At 36.1% G+C, this 21,945-nt stretch carries 23 protein-coding genes and 2 tRNA genes; 8 read left to right on the forward strand and 17 right to left on the reverse strand.

Features of this window, described 5'->3' with window-relative positions; all coding sequences use genetic code 11:
- Positions 1 to 16 precede the first annotated feature (16 nt).
- The 4 genes from MHHB_RS00880 to MHHB_RS00895 are packed head-to-tail and all read right to left on the reverse strand — an operon-like array spanning position 17 to position 2,823.
- Complete coding sequence (locus MHHB_RS00880) at positions 17 to 742, reverse strand: 50S ribosomal protein L2 (protein WP_131006734.1); 726 nt, start codon at positions 740 to 742, stop codon at positions 17 to 19.
- 22 nt (positions 743 to 764) lie between these two features.
- Positions 765 to 1,025: a 50S ribosomal protein L23 gene (locus tag MHHB_RS00885; protein WP_131006735.1), complete on the reverse strand. Its 261-nt coding sequence runs from the start codon at positions 1,023 to 1,025 to the stop codon at positions 765 to 767.
- 12 nt (positions 1,026 to 1,037) lie between these two features.
- Positions 1,038 to 1,796 (reverse strand): 50S ribosomal protein L4, encoded by a 759-nt coding sequence (gene rpl4p, locus MHHB_RS00890; protein ID WP_131006736.1) that lies wholly within the window; start codon positions 1,794 to 1,796, stop codon positions 1,038 to 1,040.
- A gap of 25 nt (positions 1,797 to 1,821) precedes the next feature.
- Positions 1,822 to 2,823: a 50S ribosomal protein L3 gene (locus MHHB_RS00895; RefSeq protein ID WP_131006737.1), complete on the reverse strand. Its 1,002-nt coding sequence runs from the start codon at positions 2,821 to 2,823 to the stop codon at positions 1,822 to 1,824.
- 225 nt (positions 2,824 to 3,048) lie between these two features.
- On the opposite strand from MHHB_RS00895, the gene MHHB_RS00900 reads away from it, so the two are divergent.
- Positions 3,049 to 3,642 carry a translin family protein gene (locus MHHB_RS00900; RefSeq protein WP_131006738.1) on the forward strand — a complete coding sequence of 198 codons (594 nt, stop codon included), beginning with the start codon at positions 3,049 to 3,051 and terminating at the stop codon, positions 3,640 to 3,642.
- Positions 3,643 to 3,741: 99 nt separating this feature from the next.
- On the opposite strand, the gene MHHB_RS00905 is transcribed toward MHHB_RS00900, so the two are convergent.
- Positions 3,742 to 3,819: transfer RNA gene (locus MHHB_RS00905), tRNA-Ile, on the reverse strand.
- Positions 3,820 to 4,112: 293 nt separating this feature from the next.
- On the opposite strand from MHHB_RS00905, the gene hemA reads away from it, so the two are divergent.
- The 3 genes from hemA to MHHB_RS00920 all read left to right on the forward strand — a co-directional run bounded on the left by hemA (position 4,113) and on the right by MHHB_RS00920 (position 6,511).
- A complete protein-coding gene (gene hemA, locus MHHB_RS00910; protein WP_131006739.1) occupies positions 4,113 to 5,276 on the forward strand; it encodes a glutamyl-tRNA reductase in 1,164 nt (387 codons plus the stop codon).
- A gap of 106 nt (positions 5,277 to 5,382) precedes the next feature.
- Positions 5,383 to 6,123 carry a Nif3-like dinuclear metal center hexameric protein gene (locus MHHB_RS00915; RefSeq protein WP_131006845.1) on the forward strand — a complete coding sequence of 247 codons (741 nt, stop codon included), beginning with the start codon at positions 5,383 to 5,385 and terminating at the stop codon, positions 6,121 to 6,123.
- 10 nt (positions 6,124 to 6,133) lie between these two features.
- Positions 6,134 to 6,511 (forward strand): DUF356 domain-containing protein, encoded by a 378-nt coding sequence (locus tag MHHB_RS00920; protein ID WP_131006740.1) that lies wholly within the window; start codon positions 6,134 to 6,136, stop codon positions 6,509 to 6,511.
- A 456-nt stretch (positions 6,512 to 6,967) separates the two neighbouring features.
- On the opposite strand, the gene tfrB is transcribed toward MHHB_RS00920, so the two are convergent.
- Positions 6,968 to 8,428 carry a fumarate reductase (CoM/CoB) subunit TfrB gene (gene tfrB, locus MHHB_RS00925; protein WP_131006741.1) on the reverse strand — a complete coding sequence of 487 codons (1,461 nt, stop codon included), beginning with the start codon at positions 8,426 to 8,428 and terminating at the stop codon, positions 6,968 to 6,970.
- 267 nt (positions 8,429 to 8,695) lie between these two features.
- On the opposite strand from tfrB, the gene MHHB_RS00930 reads away from it, so the two are divergent.
- Together MHHB_RS00930 and MHHB_RS00935 are read left to right on the forward strand one after the other, a co-directional pair.
- A tRNA-Sec gene (locus MHHB_RS00930) sits at positions 8,696 to 8,783 on the forward strand.
- A 26-nt stretch (positions 8,784 to 8,809) separates the two neighbouring features.
- Positions 8,810 to 9,712: a hypothetical protein gene (locus tag MHHB_RS00935; RefSeq protein WP_131006742.1), complete on the forward strand. Its 903-nt coding sequence runs from the start codon at positions 8,810 to 8,812 to the stop codon at positions 9,710 to 9,712.
- Between the two features lie 268 nt (positions 9,713 to 9,980).
- Here the strand turns inward: MHHB_RS00935 and larE are convergent, their stop codons facing one another.
- From larE to MHHB_RS00950, 3 genes are all read right to left on the reverse strand, one after another.
- The gene (gene larE / locus MHHB_RS00940; RefSeq protein WP_131006743.1) at positions 9,981 to 10,769 is read right to left on the reverse strand and encodes an ATP-dependent sacrificial sulfur transferase LarE; all 789 of its coding nucleotides are present in this window, start codon (positions 10,767 to 10,769) and stop codon (positions 9,981 to 9,983) included.
- The gene (gene bioB, locus MHHB_RS00945; protein WP_131006744.1) at positions 10,763 to 11,734 is read right to left on the reverse strand and encodes a biotin synthase BioB; all 972 of its coding nucleotides are present in this window, start codon (positions 11,732 to 11,734) and stop codon (positions 10,763 to 10,765) included. The genes larE and bioB overlap by 7 nt, the downstream gene beginning before the upstream one ends.
- 253 nt (positions 11,735 to 11,987) lie before the next feature.
- Complete coding sequence (locus MHHB_RS00950) at positions 11,988 to 13,211, reverse strand: NAD(P)-binding protein (RefSeq protein WP_131006745.1); 1,224 nt, start codon at positions 13,209 to 13,211, stop codon at positions 11,988 to 11,990.
- A gap of 360 nt (positions 13,212 to 13,571) precedes the next feature.
- Here MHHB_RS00950 and MHHB_RS00955 point away from each other — a divergent pair, with 360 nt between their 5' ends.
- The gene (locus MHHB_RS00955; protein WP_131006746.1) at positions 13,572 to 14,987 is read left to right on the forward strand and encodes a TrkH family potassium uptake protein; all 1,416 of its coding nucleotides are present in this window, start codon (positions 13,572 to 13,574) and stop codon (positions 14,985 to 14,987) included.
- A gap of 222 nt (positions 14,988 to 15,209) precedes the next feature.
- Here the strand turns inward: MHHB_RS00955 and MHHB_RS00960 are convergent, their stop codons facing one another.
- Positions 15,210 to 15,686 (reverse strand): multiprotein bridging factor aMBF1, encoded by a 477-nt coding sequence (locus MHHB_RS00960; protein WP_131006747.1) that lies wholly within the window; start codon positions 15,684 to 15,686, stop codon positions 15,210 to 15,212.
- A gap of 171 nt (positions 15,687 to 15,857) precedes the next feature.
- Here MHHB_RS00960 and MHHB_RS00965 point away from each other — a divergent pair, with 171 nt between their 5' ends.
- Positions 15,858 to 17,090 carry a proteasome-activating nucleotidase gene (locus MHHB_RS00965; protein WP_131006748.1) on the forward strand — a complete coding sequence of 411 codons (1,233 nt, stop codon included), beginning with the start codon at positions 15,858 to 15,860 and terminating at the stop codon, positions 17,088 to 17,090.
- Between the two features lie 292 nt (positions 17,091 to 17,382).
- On the opposite strand, the gene secY is transcribed toward MHHB_RS00965, so the two are convergent.
- The 7 genes from secY to MHHB_RS01000 all read right to left on the reverse strand — a co-directional run bounded on the left by secY (position 17,383) and on the right by MHHB_RS01000 (position 21,937).
- Positions 17,383 to 18,711: a preprotein translocase subunit SecY gene (gene secY / locus MHHB_RS00970; protein ID WP_131006749.1), complete on the reverse strand. Its 1,329-nt coding sequence runs from the start codon at positions 18,709 to 18,711 to the stop codon at positions 17,383 to 17,385.
- A 91-nt stretch (positions 18,712 to 18,802) separates the two neighbouring features.
- On the reverse strand, positions 18,803 to 19,234 hold the full coding sequence (locus MHHB_RS00975) for an uL15 family ribosomal protein (protein ID WP_131006750.1): 432 nt from the start codon (positions 19,232 to 19,234) through the stop codon (positions 18,803 to 18,805).
- Between the two features lie 12 nt (positions 19,235 to 19,246).
- On the reverse strand, positions 19,247 to 19,711 hold the full coding sequence (gene rpmD, locus MHHB_RS00980; RefSeq protein ID WP_131006751.1) for a 50S ribosomal protein L30: 465 nt from the start codon (positions 19,709 to 19,711) through the stop codon (positions 19,247 to 19,249).
- Positions 19,712 to 19,720: 9 nt separating this feature from the next.
- Positions 19,721 to 20,383 (reverse strand): 30S ribosomal protein S5, encoded by a 663-nt coding sequence (gene rpsE, locus MHHB_RS00985; RefSeq protein WP_394342765.1) that lies wholly within the window; start codon positions 20,381 to 20,383, stop codon positions 19,721 to 19,723.
- An 18-nt stretch (positions 20,384 to 20,401) separates the two neighbouring features.
- Complete coding sequence (locus MHHB_RS00990) at positions 20,402 to 20,992, reverse strand: 50S ribosomal protein L18 (RefSeq protein WP_131006753.1); 591 nt, start codon at positions 20,990 to 20,992, stop codon at positions 20,402 to 20,404.
- A gap of 21 nt (positions 20,993 to 21,013) precedes the next feature.
- Positions 21,014 to 21,469 carry a 50S ribosomal protein L19e gene (locus tag MHHB_RS00995; protein ID WP_131006754.1) on the reverse strand — a complete coding sequence of 152 codons (456 nt, stop codon included), beginning with the start codon at positions 21,467 to 21,469 and terminating at the stop codon, positions 21,014 to 21,016.
- A 12-nt stretch (positions 21,470 to 21,481) separates the two neighbouring features.
- Positions 21,482 to 21,937, reverse strand: a complete 456-nt coding sequence (locus tag MHHB_RS01000; RefSeq protein WP_131006755.1) for a 50S ribosomal protein L32e — start codon at positions 21,935 to 21,937, stop codon at positions 21,482 to 21,484.
- Between the last annotated feature and the right edge of the window lie 8 nt (positions 21,938 to 21,945).

Here is a 21,945-nt window from a genome sequence, read left to right on the forward strand (position 1 = left end):
TTTTATATTATGTTTTTTATCTCCTTCTTCCAGTTCTCCTAGCAGCAATATGTCCAACCTTTCTACCTGGAGGTGCATTTCTCGAAATTGTTGTAGGCTTACCAACATGTTGATGCCTACCTCCACCGAATGGGTGATCTACTGCGTTCATTGCCACTCCCCTTACCCTTGGCCACACTATAGCCTTGGCCTTCATGGCGTGGTACTTCTTACCTGCCTTTGTGAAAGGTTTCTCCTTCCTACCTCCCCCTGCAACAACACCTATTGTAGCCCTACACATTGGATGTAAAGCCTTTATACATCCTGATGGAAGTTTTACCATGGTTTTATCGCTATCGTGAGCGATTATATAGGCATAGCATCCTCCAGCCCTAACTAACTTACCTCCATCTCCAGGTATAGTTTCTATGTTATATACAGGGACACCTTCAGGGATATGGCCTATTGGTAGTACATTTCCAGGTTTTATCTCTGCCTTTACTCCACATTCTATTATATCGTTAACTTTCATACCTTCAGGAACCAGCATCAATCTCTCTTCACCGTTGTCAAACTTCACAGTGGCCACTGGAGTGCTTCTTCCAGGATCATGTAGGATATCTGTTATTACTCCTACTATTTTACCGTTTTTCTCCAAATTATCAAACTTCCTGTACTTCACCTCTCCCCTCCTCTTATGGGTAGGAGAGGTATATTTTGGAGTTCCCCTACCTCTATTCTGGGATATTAGTCTTTTTCCCATAATATCACCTTAAAAAGATTAATTAGTAGATACCTAAGTTAGCTGCAACCTCTGTAGCGTCGTATCCATCTTTCAATTTTATATAGGCCTTTTTCCTTCCCTGTGGTGTAATAAGTACATTCACCTTACTTACCTTTACATTGAATAACTCCTCAACAGCCCTTTTGATGTCACTCTTAGTAGCTCTCTTATCTACGTAAAACACTAACTTGTTCTCTTCCTCAATAAGTCTCATAGTCTTTTCACTTACTACAGGCATCTTGATAATGTCAAAAGGATCCATAAAACCACCTCATTAAAACCTCTCCCTGATCTTCTCTATAGCCCCCTCAGTCCAGAGTGTAAGTCTTCCAGCATCTCCTCCAGGTGCTATATGGAGTATCCCTAAACTATCTGCAGTGATCACATCTACACCAGGTAGATTTCTAGCACCTTTGACTACGTTACAGAGATCACTTACAACCACCAATACACTCTTAGGTTTTCTATACCTTCTCCCCCTCATTTTACCCTTTCCAGCCCTGATCTTGATACCGTTTTTTGCCCTCTCAACATCTTTATTTAAACCTAAGTTTTCAAATACGTTAAACACTTCCCTGGTTTTTAATATACTTTCAAATTCATTCTCCACAACTACTGGGATAGAAGGTATATCGTCTATAATATGTCCCCTGTTCCTTACCAACTCAGGGTTGGCAGAAGCTGCTATAGCACTCATCAATGCCTTTCTTCTCTCCTTCTTGTTTATCTTTTCATGGAGTATCTTCTCCACCTTTGGGGGGTGGCATCTTCTACCTCCTACAGCCTGAGGTACAAATGCAGCCCTACCTTCTCTAGTCCTCCTAACCCTTGCCATACCATGTCCTTTACCTATGGACTTTGCAGAAGTCCTCTTACCTGCCATTGGATCTACTCCCTTTGGCTGGAGTCTTGCGGTAAATGCAGATAGAAAAGCCCTTCTTATTAAATCAGGCCTATATTCCGTCTCAAATACAGGTGGTAGTTCTATCTCCCCCTTTTCAGAACCATCTAGTGTATAAACCTTGGCAATCATTTTAACACCTTTAAGTTTTTATTTTTTAATTACCCTGCTTAGACTCCCTACTTAAATATGTTATCTCAGGTAATCCAAACTTGTCTTCTGGACATCTTATAGCACTTCTCAATACAATAAGCCTCTTTGGAGGTCCTTGCACTGAACCTTTAAGGATCACGTAGTTGTTCTTAATTATACCGTAGTGTAAGAATCCTCCTTTTGGAGTTACCTCTTCTCCGTTATTTCCTATCTTCAGAATCCTCTTGTTGTATTCCGTCCTTTGATGGTATCCCATCTGCCCAGCCATAGGTACTGTCCACATAACTCTTTTAGGTGTCCAGGGTCCTATAGAACCTACGTGCCTACCAACTCCCTGCCTTCTGTGTTTTCCAAACTGTATCTTTACACCCCACCTCTTAACAGGCCCCTGGAAACCTTTACCTTTTGTAACGCCTATGGTATCTACAAACTCGCCCTCTGAGAATACATCCATTATAGATATAGATTTACCTAGAATCTCCTTGGCGTAGGAGAGCCTCCCGTTAATGTTTTTACCACCTATCCTTATCTCTAATATCTCAGGTTTCTTCTTTGGGAGACAGGTATTCTTGGGGTTTGTATGAACTATGGCTCTTACATCTACTATCTTATCTACGAGTTTATCCAACTTATCCACATCAGATTCGCTCTTCTTTGGAAGTGTTATTTTTCTAGACAGTTCCTTATCTAAGTTATCGGCCCATACCTCAGTTAATGTCTTCAAACCTCTTGTAGTTCTCTCATATACCCTAATCCCTGCAACGTTAATATCAGGAGCCTCCAATATAGTCACAGGAGTGAATATTTCCTGTCCAGCGTTTGGACTCTTGGGATTGTTCTCCTTAATTAGTGCATGTGTCGTCCCTGCTTTATATACCGGGAATGCTTGGAGTCTGATTCTTTCTTCATCTGGCCAGGACCTTATTTTTGGTACTGGTCTCTTAGCCCTCTTTCTTGGACTAAACGCTAAGGAACCTCTACGAGGCCTATTTCTATTCATACCCATAGGTATAACCTCCAAAATTTTATTAACTTAAATTACTATAATTAATATAAAAATTATTTAGGAAAATATATTTTTTTAAAGGATTTAAAAAGAGACTAGATAAAGTGGCATCTGTACTTTTTAGGGAACTTTGTTATATATATACTTAACCCATAAGATATTAATAACCCTTAGATATCCATAAAAATAAATTTAAATATGGTATATAAAATTTTTGGTGAGGTTATGGGAAAAATAGATCTACTCGAGTACTTTGAAAAAAAGGATAGCACTAGGGAGGAGATACTGAAGATCGCCAGGGAGATTGTAAGGAACTGTGCTATGAATATTCGCCATGTTCAGAAGATGAAAAAGGAGGAGATCTCTTTTGAAGTGATAGATAAACTTAAAAAGTTGGAAGAATTAACTAAGGAGTATTACGATTTTGGAAAGTATCTAAATTTACCTCAGCAGGAGTATGTAGAGTTTCAGATCTTCTACAGTATAGTATTTGAGGATAAATATTTAGAGTACCATGAACTGGAGGTGGAAGTTAAACCTGAAAACTACGTCTTAGGGATCTGCGATGTAGTGGGGGAGTTGAGGAGGATGATATTGGAGTCCATAAAAAATGACGATATTAAGAATGCCGAGAAGTACTACAGGTTCATGGAAAAGATATACGATGAGATAATAAGGTACGACTACTACCATGTAATTGAAGGTTTAAGGAAAAAACAGGACATATGTAGGGGTATCTTGGAGAAAACCTACGGAGATTTAGTAACCTTCGTTGAAAATCTAAAGTTAAGGGAGGAACTTGGGAAACACAGAGACTAAATATTTAAAAAATAAAGAAATTTATTTTCTTATATTTTATTATTACTTCAAAATAATCCAAACATTTAAATAAATAAATACCATGGATGTCAAAAAATATGGTAGGGCAGCGGGGATTTGAACCCCGGACCACTCGGTTATCAGCCGAGCACTCTAACCAGGCTAAGCCACTGCCCTACTTTTCCTTTCAAACTGAGCAAATTTTAATAAGTCAAAGTAGTATATAAACTTTTCTATAATTACTTAATTTAAATATAATATAGTATGAATATATTGTCTCCCACTTTAACTCCAACTACAAAATAGATGATGTAATATAATTTTACTTTTCCCCTGTATATTGTTTTTTAACTGGGATTTTTTAATTTTTTATTTTTTTTTATTATAGCACTTTTGATGTAAATTAGGATAATAAATAAAATATATTCCATACTAAATTATTATTGATAATAAGACCCAACGGTGTGACAATGATACTGTTTAAGGCTGATTATAAAAAATATTCTGTTTCCCAGTTAGAAATGTTAAGATTTAAAGAAGAAGACTTCTATAGAAGATACGATCACTGTGTATTACTCCAAACCTGTAATAGAGTAGAGGTTTATTTCGACCCAAACTTCGTGAACTTAGAAAATTTAAAGATGGACTTCAAAGACTTTGAATTGATAAAGGGAAAGGACGCTATTATCCACCTGCTTAGGTTGGCTTCTGGGCTTGAATCAATGATAATTGGGGAAGATCAAATACTTGGACAGATCAAGAAGAGTTATTACACTGCGAAAAAGTACGGAAAAACCACAAAATATTTAGATACCGTATTCCTAAAGAGCATCCATACAGGCCAGAGGGCAAGATCTGAAACCAAGATTAATAAGGGAAGGGTGTCTATAGCAAGTGCTGCCATAGAACTCTTAGAGAAAAACGTGGAACTGAAGAATAAAAATATATTAGTTGTAGGTGCTGGAGAGATAGGAACCCTCGTAGGTAAGGTTCTCATCGAGAAAAACATCAAAGCTATATTCGTAGCAAATAGAACCTATGAGAGGGCTGAGAGACTTGCAAAGAAACTGGGAGGAATGGCCGTACATTTTGATAAACTGAAAGAAGCTCTAAACTTCTGTGATGTAATTATATGTGCTACAGCATCTCCCCATAAGATATTGGACAAAGATACACTCAAAGATGTTAAAGGGGAGAAGATAATTGTGGATATTGCAAATCCAAGGGATGTAGATGACAACGTAAGAGAACTTCCAAATGTTAAACTCTATACTATAGACGATTTAAGACTAGTATCCAAGGAGAACTTGGAGAAGAGGAAAAAGGAGATACCTATTGTGGAAAAGATCATAGAAGAGGAGTTTTCCATACTTCAAAGAAAACTTGAAAAACTTAACTTTGAACATCTTATAAAGGACTACAGAAATTATATAGAGAATATCAGGAATAGAGAATTGAAAAAGGCTTTGAAGATGATAAGAAGTGGAAAAGATCCAGAGAAGATTATAGTTAAATTTTCAGAAGTTTTTGCAAATAGACTGCTACATGACTTTATTGAAGCTGTTTACAGTAACAAAGTAGATAAGGAAGTTATAAAGGATATGATCACATTGTTAAAGAGTAAAATTCAATGAAGAGTTTTAAATAAGGAAGGTTTGAATAATTATAGATTCTCAATGTTAAACTGTTACAATAGGCTCTTAAAAACCCTTAGAGAAAGATGGTGAAAGAATGGAGAAGATGCTGGCAAAAAATGTAATATCTATCATTGAGGAATTTGCCCCTCCCCATCTGGCAATAGAGGGAGACAATATAGGTCTTCAGGTAGGGAGAGATTTGGAGAAACCTATAGAGAAGATAGGAGTAGCGTTGGATCCCTCGTTACAGGTTATCAAAAGAGCCTGGAAGGAAGGTGTAGATTTTTTATTTACTCACCATCCACTTTTAAAAGATGGTATAAAAACCTTCGATAGTGTAATCTACGAAAAACTGAAAATATTAATAAGTAGGGATATTATACTTTACTCCGCCCATACCAATTTAGATATCTGTGAAGGAGGATTAAATGACTCCTTAGCAAAACTCTACAACTTAAAGGATACTAAATATCTATACGAGAACGGACTGGGAAGAGTAGGAATCTACGAGGGTAGCTTACAGGAGATACTGGATATTACAGAGAAGTATATATGTAAAAACCCAACAGTTATAAACAGTAAAGTTGTAGAAGATAGAGATACCTTGAGAGTGGCAGTACTTTCAGGTTATGGATTATCACAGAAAAATATAGAATACGTATCTAAGATAGCAGAGGTTTATATATCAGGTGATCTAACGCACCACTCAAAGATACTGGCGGAAGATCTCAATCTCTGTATTATAGATGGAGGACACTACGGTACTGAGGTCTATGGGCTGAGGTATTTTTCAAAATATCTTAAGGAGATATTAGAAGTGAAGATAGTGACCTTAGATTTTTAAAGGTGAAATTATGGTTTTACTGTTGATAAGAGGAGATAACTACAAGAAGATCAAAAACGCCCTTGCAGATATTCACAGACATGGAAAACTTACAATCCTTGGAAAACCGAGAATTATAGTCCCGGAGGCTGCTGATGAGATTTTAAAATATATACTGGGGACGATTAAAAAACCATGTAAGAGAGCCTGTCTCGTTAGAATACAGGAGAGTGCTCCAAAGGCAATTGACAGAATAAGGAAGATTCATCCTCCTGCACATATAGTAGTGATAAGTGAAAAATACGAACCTTATTACTATCTAATGAGAGATCTACCCAAGATGCCTGTGTTAAAGGGTTTCTACAAGAGTAAAAAGAAGGAAAAGGAGAAAAATAACGATAAACAATAACATAGTTTCCATCAAGGTTATAGTTACAAAATTTAACAATAACTGTTAAAAAATAATAATTATAAACAGAGAATAAAAATTTTTAAAAAAATAAAACTATTAAACTATATTAATACCTAAAAATAGGGGATATAATATATATGTTAAAGTAAAGTACAACTTTTATCCTCTGGACTAGATCTGATATTGGAGAATTTGTTAAATCTTTTAATTTTCTTCAGAGAATTTTTTTACTTATTTTTTCCGTTATTCTTTTTTTATTTTCATTTAATTATTTAGTTTATTTATACTTATTTTTTTTAATTTTAAATATTTATTTTTTCACTTTTTATAATAATTTATTGTAAATTGTTATTTTTTTGTTATAAGTTTAAAAAAGACATGTTCCTATAGGAAACGTTCATGATAGTAAAGATTGTTAATCTACCTAATCCCTTACAAGAACTTGAGGTAAAATTATATAACCCTATCCAAAAGGGAGACTATATTCATCACCTCAACTTTTAAATAATTCTTTCCTTCCCTGAATTTCTCCAAGGTATCTTTTATATGGTATTCACAGAAGGGACATACTGTAATAACATAATCTGCTCCAGTTTTATATATCATCCTAACCTTTCTTTTTCCTATAGCATATGACACCTTTGGTTTTCCACTTCTAACACCTCCTCCAGCACCACAACATTGATCAGGTATTTCCATTTCTACGAACTTCAATTTAGGTATTCTCTTTAATATCCTCCTAGGTTCTAAGTATATTCCCTGTCCTCTTTTCAGGTGACATGGATCATGATAAGTCACTTTAACATCCAAAGGTTTATACTCCATAGGTACTTTATCTAACACCTGAGTTATGTCCATTACTTGGAATTCTCTCTCTTTATAATCCCTCTTTAGGGTGCTACCACATCCAGCACATACAGTAACTACTCCATCCACATCTAAATTGTTGAACACCTTAAGATTTTTCTTCTTCAACTTTTCTGCAAGATCCCTCTGTCCAGTCCTGAAGAGGGGGGATCCACAACACACCTGCTCTTTAGGTATTACAAGAGATATGCCATGGGCATTAAGTACCTTTATAGCACTCCTACCTACATGCTGTAACCTGTAATCAACTAAACATCCTGTGAAGAATGCCAGCCTCATCTTCTCCTTATCTACTATATACTCCTCCTTTATCTCCTCTAAGAAAGATCTCTTCTCTTTCTTTACAGATCTGTTGCCCTTCAATATATTCTCTCTAACTGTTAAATGGTTTCTTAAGTAGTATCCCTTTTTAAAGGCCAGTTCTCTCAATCTCTCTATAGCCCTATGGACGATATCTATCTCCTTAGGACATACCTCGACGCACTTGGCACAGGTGGTGCAGTTATGGAGGTTCTCAAAGTAGGCCTCTTTCTCCCTCTCTCCTTTATCTCTTGGATCAAATGCAAATCTGGCCAGTTGTCTCATAAACGTAGGTCCTGGATACTGAGAAAACTTCCTAGCAGGACATATGGAAAGACAGCATAGGCAGTCTATACAGTTTCTCACACCTTTAAACTCTTTTATATCCTTAGAGGTGATCGTAGGTATATTCATATCTTCATGCCATTGTAGGTAATTTCTTAAGTCCTGCATCTTCCTGTAGTAGGGAGATCTATCAATTATCAGATCTTTCACTACGTTGAATCCCTCTAAGGGGGATATTATCATTCCATCTTCTACCTTGGTTTTACAGGCTAATCTTGGCTCACCGTTTATAGTCATTGCACAACTTCCACACTGCCCGGATCTACAGGAGGACCTGTATAGGATACCCTCCTTGTAGTTACTGTTGATATATTCTAAGGCTTCCAATACCGTTATACCATCTGGAACTGTGTATTTTTCGAGAATCCCATTTCTATTTACAGTTATAGTTATCAATCCCATACTATCACTGAATTAAAACTGTATGGAGGTATTTCCCTTAAATGAGTATTAGTAAAGAAGTGACAAAGGAAAGAAAATAGAAAAAACTTCTAAATTAATTAAAGTTTAAGATTTTTATTTTTTATTTAATATTAATTATTATTTTTTGATTGTTTACGACCCAATAATCATTTTTATAATGATAGTTAAAATATCTAAAAAGAAAAAATATATATAACGTACTATATTATACCATGTACTAATAATACTTCATGACACCTACACAGTGGCGCCGAGTGCCGTGCCTGGTGGCACGGGGCGGACTTCAGATCCGTCAGTTCTTATGAACTCGGGGTTCGATTCCCCCTCGGCGCCGTTTTTTATCATTTTTCTTGTGAAACTATGAAAAAGATTTATTCAAAGTTAGGTAAATTAACTGATCTCAGAAAGATTGCAGATTTTCTACAGGATTTCACTGGATTTATAAAGGTAGAAGAAGGCATGCTATTTTATATAGATTCGAAGTTGATAGTTTCACTCTGGAGAGATGATCCTCGAGATATAAGAGATATTTTTAAGAAATTACCGGAAGATTTTTTAATTGAGGTGTATCAATGTTCTAAGGAAGAATTAAAAGAAATTATAAAGAAAAAATTGGGAGATGATATATTATTTAAAATAGAGGAGGAACCTTCTGTCAAAAGTATTTTACTGGATTCCTATAACTCTATATATAACTATATAGACTCCAATAGATACGAGGTAATTTTAATACCTAAGAAGTATAGTAGTGATAGAGGTATTGTGGTATTTGAAAATGGAGAGGAAATTTTAGCAATATATCGTTCTAGAGATAAAACCTTAGAAGGTAGTAGGGCTATAAGTAAAATAAAGGCGACATTTGCAGTAAGTGAAGTAAGAGGTTTTATCAGGAGAATATCTGAAGAAGAGATTAAAGAATATATGATGACTTATTCCCAGAGTGTGTTAAAGAGTGTTGTATCCATTGGGGACCTGATAAAAAGGATAAAAAGTAGGAAACCTAGTAAAGTAGTGTATAACGACTCCTTAATAGATATCCTAACTGAAGAACCTTCTCTAATCGAGATCGATAGAAACATGTATCTTATATCCAAAGACGGGGAAGTTGTTTATGCCTTTTTTGGAGATTACGGAGGAGATAAGGCCTATAGGTATATAAAAAACTACTGTTTATTTAGAGAAGTTGAAATCAGAATATACACCCTTACCGATGAGGAATACAAAATGTTTAGGAACTTTAAGGATATAAAGGTAAAAGGTTGAGATGCATAAATCAAATGGTTAAAATAATAAAAATAGTTAATTAATAATAAAAGATAATATAATTTAAAAAGAAAAAGTATAAACAGATATCTACTCCTGAAGATTGGAGGAAGAAGGCTCTTGTGATATTTTTTTCTAATTCATCTCAAGTGTTCAGGAAAAGATTCTGGAGTATAGTTTTTACTTCATTATTTTTCATCTCTTATTTGGGATTTTTTATCAATTTTTTAATTTAATCTTTAATTTTCTAATTTATTATAATTATTATTTAAATACTATCCATTCTCAGGACACACCTGTTAAACCCTATCTCTCTAAATTTTTTACTTATGTCCCTAAACTTGGAGATGTCCATTATTTTATGTACCTCTCCACAGTTTATCTCAATAATTGCCGTACCATGAAGGTCCCTCACCCTAAAGTATCCCTCCAATCCCAAATAGGATGCTAGGAATTTCTCAGCCTTATATACCATCTTCAGCCTTTCCTCTGTAATGGGAGGATTTAGTATCCTAGTGGCTAAACAGGAATCCTCCTTTGGAATTGATACGCCTAAATATTTAAGTATCTCCTTAACCTCTTCTTTTCTTATCTCTAACTCTGCAAGAGGTGATCTTATACCGTACTCCCTGTAGGCCATTATACCTGGCCTATCTTCAAATAGATCGTCGTAGTTGGTACCATCTACTATAACTACCTCTTTATTAAAAGTGTTTCTTAACTCATCTCTCTCCTTTACAAGTATCTCGGCCATGTATCTCTTACATATATAGCATCTATTTTTTAGATTCCTGTTTATCTCACATATCACCTCATTTTTCAGATAGTTTAAATTCACAACTTTATGATCTATACCGTATCTCTTAGATAATTCAATGCTTTTTCTGATATTCTCCTCTGGAAAAAATCCATTATCTACAGTCACAGCTAAGGTGTATCTTCCATAGTACTTACTCATAAGGGTTACCAACAAACTGTCCATTCCCCCGGAGTAAGATACTACACATATCTTCTCCCTGAAGTAATACTTCAACTTCCTGAGCTTCTCCATCAACATATAAACCCCATATCCTTTATCATTCTTATATCGTCCTCTATAGATCTCCCCTGCGTAGTTAGATAGTTGCCTACCATAAGACCATCAATAGCCAAGAGAGATAGACATTGAAGATCTTTTAACTTGTATAATCTCCCTCCACATAGACGTATCTCCTTATCTGGTAGTATTATCTTTCCAAGTGCAATGGATTTTAACGCTTCTTCTGGAGAGATCTCCTTTATCTCCCCCTTCTCTATTAGGTAGTACACTTTAGTACCTTTTATAGGATGAAGTATATTTAGGGCAACACTATCTACATTCAAGTTTCTAAGCTCCTCTAACATCTTTATTCTATCTATGTGGGATTCACCTAATCCAAATATACCTCCACTACACACCTCTAATCCTAACTCCTTCGCATACTTTATAGTTCTTATCTTCTCTTCATAACTGTGGGTAGTACATACCTTTTCAAAGTGCTCCCTTGAAGTCTCTAAGTTGTTATGTATCCTAACCTCCAACTCTTTTAACTCCCGTAGTTTATTCCTATCTAATATTCCAAGAGATACACAGATCTTTAATTTTGTCTTCTTCTTCAACTCCTTTATAGTATCTACTACCTTTTCAAAATCTCTATCTTCTATAGATCTACCACTAACTACTATAGAGAACCTACTACAATATCTTTCCATATATTTTGCATATTTTAAGATATCTTTCTTAGGTTTCAATTCATACGTTTTTATATCTGTTTGATGATATATAGACTGGGAGCAAAAGATACAATCCTCGGGACACCTTCCAGATCTTGCATTTACTATGGAACATAGATCTATTTTAAGTGGATTGTTGCTATAATATCTCTTAATAGAGTAGGCTAAGTAAAGAAGATCGTAGACATCTCCTTCATACCAGAGATCTAAAACATCTCTGGAAGAAATCTTTCCCTTTATTACTTTTTCGTAATATCTCATTACATCCATAAGTATCCCTGAAACGATTAGAAGATTAAATATAATAAAAATTGGAGTTAAAAAATAACAAAAAAAGAGGTAAAACTGCCTCTCTCTAGTACACAGTATGATCTAAAAGATTTCTGATTTTAATATCCTTATAATTTTAATATCTTTTACCTTATTATAATATTATTATAATAAATTATTTCATATCGTTTTTTGATAAAACTAAGGTAATATTTTTATTAGGATTTTTAAAATAATTTAAAATAATTAAAATTTAGGAAAGTATGTCTCTTTTCTCTTCTATCCAACTAACTACCTTGGAGACACCTAATGCAATACCTTCCACTTCGATCCCACCTTTCCCTTTAGCCCCATCCCCTACAAGGTACAGTCTATTGTCTACTATGGGATCTATATCTGTACCACTTGAAGCATGATTTACTGGGATATCATCCCTAAATGTTTGGATATGAAGTATCTCGTAATCTTCTATATTGGCATCCCTAAATAACCTATCTATATCTTCCAGTACTACATCTATTTCCTTCTTTACATTGTCTTTAACTTGGATGGCATGAGCCATTATTAAGTTATAACCTTCTCTTGCAAGGGATCTATCTACGTTGGACGGACAGTTCAAACCACATACTCTCTCACACTCTGGAGTAAAGAGCACCCCGTTATGTTTAATCAACTTATCTCTACAACCTATAGATACCTTTATACCTCTAGACGGTACAGGTTTTTTCTCCTTTATAACCTTTACATTGGATATTTCCTCTGTAAGTTTTGGAGATAAGTTACTTATAACTATATCGAACTCTGAACATCCCTCCACTGTATATATATACCCCTTATCTTCATCTATCTCTATCTTCTCAACTTTGCATTCAGTAAGTATTTTACCTCCATTCTCCAATATAATCCTTGAAAGTTCATCTATTACTTTCTTACATCCACCTACTGGTATCCCAGGTCCTCCAAACCTGTAATAGTTTTTAGCTATCTCGACAATTTCAGCCATGGGAACACTGTATGCATCTAAACTTAACGCCCATCCGGTAAAGGAGTTGCCAACCTTCAACGCCAGTGGTACATCCTCTAAGAACTCTCCAAAGGATATATCTTTATCTATTCTACCTAACTTTAAGTTGGTAGCCATCTTTAGACATTTTATCTTGTCCTTAAATCCCACTATATTGAATAATTCACCATATTTATAATTTCTATTATTTATTCTAAACAACCCATCTGGGTTAGAATTTACAATATCTACCTTACACCCTGCCTTGGAGAGTAACTGTGCTAAATAACCATCTGCCCCGTGAGGTATCATATGGAGGGCACCAGTAGTAAGTTGATAGCCTTTATACTGAATATTTGTAAATCTTCCACCTATGTAGGGCATTTTTTCGTATATAACTACGTTGTTATCTCTTGAAAGTAGTGCTCCAGCTAGTAATCCCCCTAATCCCCCTCCAATTATCCCAATTTGCATATCCATTACCTTTTTTCTTAGATGTTTTTTATTTCTTTTTTATATTGTTATTATTTTTTTAATTTATTATAGCTTGTTTATTATTATGAATTCTTATTATTTGATTACTACCTCATAGAAGCCAGGGATTTATTATTTTTTAATTATATATTTTATTATTTTTTTAAACTTTTACTTTGACAGAACCTAGGATTAAAAGAAATATCTTGACGAAAATAAGGTTTAAATAATATATATCTGGTTTATAGACTTTTAATGTATTTGAAATTTACTAGAGTGTTCTTAATATAATAACTTTAATAATTGTTAAATCGCTTAAAAAGGAAAAGTAAAAACTTCGATTACTCTCTGGTTGAAAATATGGGAATTTTCAAAAAGAGAGATATTATAGGTATAGCACATGAGTTAGGTATACTGGTATCATTTATCGGTATTCTAATGTCCATTCCAACTGTTGTGGGATGGTACTACGGGGAACCTACCTGGTACTTCCTTTATCCCTCCTTTTTAGTCACCTTAACTGGTATTCTGATATACAAATTTACAAAACCTGTAGATATTAAATTAAAACATGCCATGGTAATATCGGCCTTAGCCTGGCTCTTAGCATCTTTAATTGGAGCTATACCTTTTTACCTAGGAATATCTTACTTCTCCTACTTGGATGGTGTATTTGAAAGCATGTCTGCATGGACTACTACAGGTTTTACACTTATAAAAAATGTTGAAACACTTCCTCATACGTTACAGTTCTGGAGGAGTTTGGAACAGTGGATTGGAGGTATTGGGGTCTTAGTAATGGTGATCTCCATACTATCAAAAACTGGCATCTCTACCTACTACAGGGCTGAGGCTAGGGAAGAGAAAATCCTCCCAAGTACCATTAATACCGCCAAGAAGATATGGCAGATCTATATCCTCTATACATTGATTGGAATAAGTCTCCTATACCTTACAGGGCTACCAATATGGGATGCCATAAATCTATGTATGTGTGGTATTTCAACTGGGGGTATGAGTATAAAGAACTCCAGCTTTCCATACAATACATTGGCAAAGGTTGTAATGATCTTCATAATGATGGTAGGAGGTATAATCTCATTTGCAGTGCATCATAAGGTACTAACTGGTAAATGGATAGATGATATTCAGAGTAAAGTAGGTATCTCTATAGTGTTAATTACATCCCTTATAGTTATGTTCTCCTCAGGTGTTGATTTTATAGATGCTCTCTTTACAGTAACCTCAGCTATAACGAGTACTGGTTATTCGACTGTAAATATTCCCAATTTAAACAATCTATCTCTCTTTATAATTATACTTCTTATGATGGTAGGAGGATCTACTGGAACCACAACTGGAGGTATAAAACTTATAAGGGTTATAGTTATACTAAAAAGTTTCTACTACCACCTTCAGAGAGCTTTACTCCCCTCCAATGTGGTTATATGTAAGAGAATAGGAAAATACCCGTTATCTCAGGATCTCGTTGTCGATGCCTCTGTTATAGGTTTTACATACTTGATACATTATGGAATAGCTACAATGGTTTTAATATACTTAGGTTATCCACCTTTTAAATCACTCTTTGAGGGAGTTTCCTTAGTTGCCAATATGGGTCTCTCTGTGAATATTGTAGATCACTCTATGAATCCATTAGGCAAAATAGTAGGTATCTTTATGATGTGGGCTGGGAGGCTGGAGTTCATTCCTGTCTATGTCCTCATACTCTACTTAATTAGAAAGATAAAGTCTTATCTAATTAATATCAGATAGGATTTATCTATAGTATACATAAATTATAGGTAGATTTCTGGTCAATAAGAGATTTAATTAATATGAATATAATAATATAACATAGAGGGAAGTAAAGCATTATATACTGTATCTATCTTTCTCTAACGTTCAGGAGTATGGAGATATAATTCATATTCGGATGGATGGAGTTTTTATTATGTTATTTTATCTTTTTGATAGAATTAGGATTTTCAATAGTAACTATTTTCTTACCTTTATGAAATCCCCTAAAGTAAAGCTTTTAGACTGTTGGTTGCTATACTCTCCACCACCTTCTTCGTAGAGACTTATATTTAATTCCTTTTCGAGTCTCCTTATATATTTTTCCTCAGGCTCCAACTGACCACTTTCAATCTTCTGAAGTGTAGATACCCTCATACCTATCTTACGAGCCAACTCTTCTATATTCATTCCTTTCCTTATTCGAGCCTCTCTTATAATTTCTCCGTAATCTTCTACGATGGTTTTAAGGGTGTCAAAAACATCCCTCTTAGGTCTATATACCTTTCTACTTTCGGTACCTTTTGGAGAACCTTTCATCCCTAATCTAGGTTTTCTTGAGTAGGTCTTTGGAGTTACACCGTACTTGGCACAGTCACTGCATACCAACATCTCCACACCTTCTACCCTTACGGGTACAAGTTTATCTACATTCCTACCACAAAGTTCACACTGCATAGGATCACCATTTTAACAAATATACACAATTATAAAATTAAAAAAATATAATTAAAAAAATATATATAATGTATTATGTAATATAATCATTGCATATTATAATCTTATAATCATATATTATCAATTATCATATATATTATCAAATTTACCAATTCATCAGGAGGTATAAATATGATATTCCCAAGTTATGAAAATGAAGATGTTGAAGAGAAAAACAACAACAACGTAGATCCTGTAAAAGAATTTGAAAAAACCTACATTGCGGAATTGGAGAGTAAAATATTAAAGATGGAACTGGAGAATAAAAACCTCCAGAGGGAGAACTTACAATTAAAAAAGGAAAATGAGATATTAAAGAGAGAGTTGGATAAACTTAGAGTGCCCCCTTTAATACTAGGAACTGTGACTGACAGAGTAGGAAATAGAAAAGCTGTTGTAAAGAGTTCAACAGGTCCAAGTTTCTTAGTAAACATTTCCCAGTTCGTAGATGAGAAAGAGGTAGTACCTGGAGCAAGAGTCTGTCTAAATCAGCAGACCCTCGTTATTGTAGATGTGCTCCCAAGAGAGAAAGATTACAGGGCCATGGCCATGGAGATTGATGAGAGACCACAGGTATCCTTTGATGACATCGGCGGTTTGGATGAACAGATAAGGGAGATCAGAGAGGTTGTTGAACTCCCATTGACCCATCCCGAACTCTTTGAAAAGGTAGGTATAGAACCACCTAAGGGAGTACTACTCTATGGACCACCAGGAACAGGTAAGACACTCCTTGCAAAGGCTGTAGCTCATGAGACCAATGCAACATTTATTAAGATTGTAGGATCAGAACTTGTGAAAAAGTTCATAGGAGAGGGAGCTAAACTTGTAAAAGATGTATTTAAACTGGCAAGGGAGAAGGCTCCATCTATCATATTCATAGATGAGATAGATGCTATAGCAAGTAGAAGAACAGAGGCACTGACAGGGGGAGACAGGGAGGTGCAGAGAACCCTTATGCAACTTCTCGCTGAAATGGATGGTTTCGACTCCAGGGGAGATGTAAAGATCATCGCTGCTACAAACAGGCTAGATATATTAGATCCTGCAATCCTGAGACCTGGTAGATTCGATAGAATAATAGAGATACCCGCACCAGGGGAAGAAGGTAGGTTAGATATACTGAAAATACATACGAGAAAGATGAACTTATCCAAGGACGTAGATCTAACTAAGATTGCGAAGATGACAGAGGGATTCGTTGGTGCAGATCTAAAGGCAGTGTGTACCGAGGCTGGTATGTTTGCAATTAGGAATAAGAGAGACCATGTTACAATGGAGGACTTCATAAATGCTGTAGAGAAGATAAAGAAGAAGAAGGGAAGTGGTATAACTATACCGGCACTTAATGTAATGTATGGTTAAAGAATAATAAATAAAGCCATTAAATAAATAGCGAAGATGGTTTCTGAATACTGAGACAAATATTGTGAATCTTACTGTAATATCGACTGTCTTCTTTTAAAATCTTGTATTTGGGTTTATTATTTTTTTATTTTTTTAAAACCTTTTCTTATTTTTATAATTAATTATTATAAAGTAAATATAGAACTAAAAGAAAGATGTATTTGCACTAAACCTATTTTATTTTTTTATAAAATTTAAAAGATAGTCTTAATTATCGATCTTCAAGTTGTTACGTAAAAAAGAACAAAAATTATCTTTTCAAAAACTTTGAAAGTATAGGGTGCAACTCGGAAATCTGTTCCTGAAGGATCTGCTCGTACATCCTGTACACTATTGAGACTGTAAGTAATACTCCTGTACCTCTTCCAAGAGCTCCTGTAAAATCTGCCCCTGCTGCCAGTAATCCGATGAAGGCTGAACTCATTACAGTAATTGGCATTATATATCTTTTTAATCTCTGTTCAATGGCTTTTGTACTCTTTCTAAACCCCTTTATAGCCATGTTGAGATTTCCTAGCCTCCTGGCCATGGATTTAGCATCTAAACCAGAAGTCTCCACCCAAAATATCCCAAATATTATACAGAATACAACCATAAGAATGGCATATACTATGGCATGTATAGGATCAGATAGTACACTTGATAAACCGTAAGGTGTTGTAAAGTAGTAGGCTATACCATCTACAGCCCTTCCTTCTACAAAATGTCCCAGTATGGGGAATCCCATCTTCGCCAGAAACATACCCCAGAGTTGGATATTTGCAAATAGGGCTGCAGTAAATATAACGGGGATGTTAGATACGTATACGAACCTTATGGGATACTTACCTACAGCACCCCTTATTCTACCATGGGCAAGAGGTATTTCTACCCTTAAACATTCTGCATATACGACAACGAGGAACACCACTATAGTACCTATTATAGGAAGTATGAACTCCAACGCCGCCCCAAGCGCTCCTTGGACCATAGCATCTATGAACTTCCAGAGGTATCCCTCTGGTCCCAAGGCACCAACGAATATGGTCTGAGATACACCTGCTGCAATGAAGAGCCCTATACCTGAACCTATTCCGTACCTTGAGACGACTTCATCTAGATATATCAAGAGTATTGCACCTATGGCAAGTTGGAGGATAAGTATTAGGGCCATTACAGGGGATAGAGGTCCAAAGGCTCCTGCACCAACGAATAGGACACCTTCAAAGAAACACAAAAATATGGCAAGTAACTTTTGCAAACCTTGAAATAGAGCTCTGTTTTCAGGCTGGGAGAGGTCCAACTTTATAACTTCAGATCCCACTAACAACTGCATTATTATTCCTGCAGTAACAATAGGACCAATACCCAATGTAATCAAAGTACCCATCTTAGAAGCAGTTACTGTCTGCCAGAACTCGAATATTGGAGGTATCTGGGCACCTCCAGTATAGAGATCTATAGATCCCATAATGAAGTACAGGATCAGAACTATCCCAGTCCATTTTAATTTCTCTTTAAAGGGAATATCTCTCTCAGGCCTCTTAACCTCTGGGATATACTCTAAAATAGGTCTTATTTTATGGAGGTATTCTTCCAAGATATCACCGATATTTTAATTCCCCTAGTTTTAATGATTATTTTTATGATTATACAAATAATAATTATAAAATTATTAAAATAAAAAATAATTACAACTCGATAGCCTCTCCACCTGCAGCCTCTATTTTTTCTTTAGCCTTCTCTGAGAACTCCAGTGCCTTTATTATCATTGGACAGGATATCTTACCCCTTCCTAAAACTTTCTCGTAGTTAAGTTCTGTTACATCTACTACGACCTTTCCATCCTCTACTTTGAACTTATCTCTGTTCTTATGTACAAGTTCATCGATCTCTCCAAGGTTTATAGTTTTCAAGTTCTTTACTAGGGATGGATGTCTTGTAAATCCATACTTTCCAAAGTGATCTGGCATATACTTTACAACGTGGATCCACTTGTGTTTATGTCCTCCTGCCATTCCTCTACCTCCTCTGTTTCCAGCTCCCCTGTGTTTCTTGTGGGATCCGTATCCACAGGTTCTACTACCTCTTAACTTTCTAATCTTTCTACGTTTTCTTATCATTTTATCACCTTTTTACATCATCCTCTCTAACAGTTTGTTTATCTCCTTACCCCTGTATCCTAAGGCACCCCCTACTGAGAAAGGTTTCTTTATACCTTTCTTGTCGTATCCCTTTCTTGGAGGATGAAGTCTAAACACAGGTTTTAAAGGTGTGTTTTTTAGAAGTATCTCTCCCTTTATTATCTTTTCGGCCAACTCCTCAACAGACATCCCCATTAACTCTTTTATCTTCTCCCCATCCACTCTCTTATCTCCAGGTAATCTTCCCCTCTTGAGGATCAACTTTATAAGAGTATCTTTATCTATCTCTCCGTAAGTTACATAGTCCTTAACCTTTCGGAGCATACCTTTGTAGGTGTCAGTCTCTGGTATTACTACACAGTGGTTTACCTTGTGGAGTCTTAACATCTTAAGGGTATCACTTATATCCCTTCTAACACCTACCCTACCCCTAACTCGTACAACTGCATAGGCCATGTTATCACCTTAAAATGTCCTCCCCTCTGCAATACCAAGAATTTCCTTATGTTTTTGCAGGTATCTAACACGGTTCAACTTGTTAAGGGCGTCAAAGGTAGCCATGGCGAAGTTGTATGTTGTCCTTGTATCTCCAAAGGTTTTTGTCCAAACATCCTTTATACCTGCCAATCTAAGTACAGTTTTAGCCACATCTCCTGCAACAAGTCCTACTCCCCTTGGAGCAGGGAGTATCTCTATTTTAACACTGGAACATCTACCCCTTACAGCGTATGGAATAGAGTGAGGCCTTCCACATCCACATTCCCAGGATCCACATCCCTTTTTAACTCTGATTATAGACAACTTCGCCTGGGCAATTGCCTTTCTAATTGCAGGTCCTACCTCCTTAGCCTTCCCCATACCTACTCCAACGTATCCATTCTTATTACCTACTACCACTGTAGCCCTGAACCTCGCCCTCCTACCTGACTTGTGCATTCTCTGGACTAAGGTTACATCTATAACATCTTCTGTTATATCTGGAAGGAGGGCATCCACTATCTCAGGCTCCAAGATAGGTAGTCCCTTATCTAATATATAGTCGATATCTGTAATTTCACCTTCCTTCACCATTCTTCCTACCTGGGTTTTAGGTTCCCAGGCCTCCAAGTTAAACTTCCTTCTATCCATACTCATACCTTTCACCTTTTAAACCTCTAATTTTTCTATCTTTTCCTTAATCTCTTCAAAGTGTTCAGGTAAATTCTCTGGAAGTAATCCCTTTTCCAGATACTTCGAAAACTGTCTCCTATACTTTTCTTCGTTTTCCTCCTTTAACATCAAGGCATACCTTTTAATGTGTTCTCCCCTTATCCTATCCTCATCTGGGAGAATACTCTCTCCATGTGGTATATCCATTCCAGCATCCAGGGCACCTTTAAGCACTGCGAAAACCGCCCCTCCTCTTGTAGCTCTGTGTAGTCCTATATCCAAGATGGCCTCCCTGTATCCTCTCTTAAGTGCCTTTTTACCAATGAGGAGTCCTACCAGATAGGCCGCAGGTAGGTTTCCACGGTGTCCCTTGTATCCCAATTTTAAAAGCTCCCTTGTATGGGCTGAGACTACAACTCTATCTCCCTTTTCGTCATACTCTACGATCTGGGCTATTATGTTATTTAAGGATTTTCTAACTACAAGTCTAGGTTTTTTTGAGAGCAGCAGTTTTAACCTCTTCCTATAATCTGTTTTTCCCTCCCTTCTCCTTCTAAAGGGAACCCTGTACTTAGCACCATGTGCCATATTTTCCCCTCCTTCTTATTTTTACTCCTTTGCCTTCAACAGTCCGTGTTCCTCTAGATACAACCTGAGGTGGCTTCTACTTCTGAAGGCACCACCTTTAGCCTTCCTATACAGCATTCTGTAGGTACTCCTGTCTATCATACCACTGTCTCTAAGTTCTCTCAACATCCTCCTCAAGGGTCTTATTGTATTTATCCACTTCCTCTTCTGAGGTGTTCTGGCACCTTTTGCACCTTTCCTTGAACCAGGACCTCTCCTCCTACCTTTCTTCTTCTGCTCCTTCAACTTCTTAGCTCTTGCACTACTTATACCCTTTTTCTGTTTTTTAACTATTACACCTTCCTTAATCAACTGTCTGATATCGTCCTTTGTAATAGCCATCTTAACCCTATCTAACTGTTCAGGATCTATCCATACCCTATCGATACCACAGTCCAGTATATCAGCAGCCATCCTTCTCTGGGTTGATACGTCCATACTATCACCTAATTATTCCTTACTTTCACCTTCATCACTTTCACATTCATCTTTATCTTCCTTGTTGTAGTTAAGTAACTCCCTAATTTTTTCCTCTGATAGGTTCAATATCTTTATACCTAACTCCTGAGCCCTCTTTACTATCTCGATCTTCTTCCTCTTACCTACTGTAGAAGCTATCCTCGCCCCCTGAGTTTTAGGATCTAACTCTTCCAACTCCTTTACGTTGTGTACTAGGACATCCTCAAGTCCTGATGGATGTAATCCCCTAACTGCAGCTGGAGATCTGTAACCTATCTTAACTATGGCAGGTCTACCTTTCAACTGTTTTCTCATACTACTCTGTAATCCCTTAGGCCTTCTCCAACAGGTACCTAATCTCTTATACCTGTGCCACTCCTGTCTCCTAAATTCAGGCCTCTTCTGTTTCATCTTAGATCTCAACCTTAGAAGTCTCTTCTTACTCATAGGATCAC

The sequence above is a fragment of the Methanofervidicoccus abyssi genome (genome assembly GCF_004310395.1).
GTDB classification, from domain to species: domain Archaea; phylum AGJL01; class Methanococci; order Methanococcales; family Methanococcaceae; genus Methanofervidicoccus; species Methanofervidicoccus abyssi.

Coding starts and splice junctions, on each gene's coding strand:
- larE (WP_131006743.1), bottom strand. CDS start 10,769: ATGTTGATGGAGAAGCTCAGGAAGTTGAAGTATTACTTCAGGGAGAAG.
- MHHB_RS00895 (WP_131006737.1), bottom strand. CDS start 2,823: ATGGGTATGAATAGAAATAGGCCTCGTAGAGGTTCCTTAGCGTTTAGT.
- MHHB_RS00920 (WP_131006740.1), top strand. CDS start 6,134: ATGGTTTTACTGTTGATAAGAGGAGATAACTACAAGAAGATCAAAAAC.
- MHHB_RS00935 (WP_131006742.1), top strand. CDS start 8,810: ATGAAAAAGATTTATTCAAAGTTAGGTAAATTAACTGATCTCAGAAAG.
- MHHB_RS00960 (WP_131006747.1), bottom strand. CDS start 15,686: ATGCAGTGTGAACTTTGTGGTAGGAATGTAGATAAACTTGTACCCGTA.
- hemA (WP_131006739.1), top strand. CDS start 4,113: ATGATACTGTTTAAGGCTGATTATAAAAAATATTCTGTTTCCCAGTTA.
- MHHB_RS00885 (WP_131006735.1), bottom strand. CDS start 1,025: ATGGATCCTTTTGACATTATCAAGATGCCTGTAGTAAGTGAAAAGACT.
- rpmD (WP_131006751.1), bottom strand. CDS start 19,711: ATGGCCTATGCAGTTGTACGAGTTAGGGGTAGGGTAGGTGTTAGAAGG.
- MHHB_RS00965 (WP_131006748.1), top strand. CDS start 15,858: ATGATATTCCCAAGTTATGAAAATGAAGATGTTGAAGAGAAAAACAAC.
- rpsE (WP_394342765.1), bottom strand. CDS start 20,383: ATGGATAGAAGGAAGTTTAACTTGGAGGCCTGGGAACCTAAAACCCAG.
- MHHB_RS00915 (WP_131006845.1), top strand. CDS start 5,383: ATGCTGGCAAAAAATGTAATATCTATCATTGAGGAATTTGCCCCTCCC.
- MHHB_RS00975 (WP_131006750.1), bottom strand. CDS start 19,234: ATGATAAGAAAACGTAGAAAGATTAGAAAGTTAAGAGGTAGTAGAACC.
- MHHB_RS00880 (WP_131006734.1), bottom strand. CDS start 742: ATGGGAAAAAGACTAATATCCCAGAATAGAGGTAGGGGAACTCCAAAA.
- rpl4p (WP_131006736.1), bottom strand. CDS start 1,796: ATGATTGCCAAGGTTTATACACTAGATGGTTCTGAAAAGGGGGAGATA.
- bioB (WP_131006744.1), bottom strand. CDS start 11,734: ATGGATGTAATGAGATATTACGAAAAAGTAATAAAGGGAAAGATTTCT.
- MHHB_RS00995 (WP_131006754.1), bottom strand. CDS start 21,469: ATGGACGTATCAACCCAGAGAAGGATGGCTGCTGATATACTGGACTGT.
- MHHB_RS01000 (WP_131006755.1), bottom strand. CDS start 21,937: ATGAGTAAGAAGAGACTTCTAAGGTTGAGATCTAAGATGAAACAGAAG.
- MHHB_RS00990 (WP_131006753.1), bottom strand. CDS start 20,992: ATGGCACATGGTGCTAAGTACAGGGTTCCCTTTAGAAGGAGAAGGGAG.
- tfrB (WP_131006741.1), bottom strand. CDS start 8,428: ATGGGATTGATAACTATAACTGTAAATAGAAATGGGATTCTCGAAAAA.
- MHHB_RS00955 (WP_131006746.1), top strand. CDS start 13,572: ATGGGAATTTTCAAAAAGAGAGATATTATAGGTATAGCACATGAGTTA.
- MHHB_RS00900 (WP_131006738.1), top strand. CDS start 3,049: ATGGGAAAAATAGATCTACTCGAGTACTTTGAAAAAAAGGATAGCACT.
- MHHB_RS00950 (WP_131006745.1), bottom strand. CDS start 13,211: ATGCAAATTGGGATAATTGGAGGGGGATTAGGGGGATTACTAGCTGGA.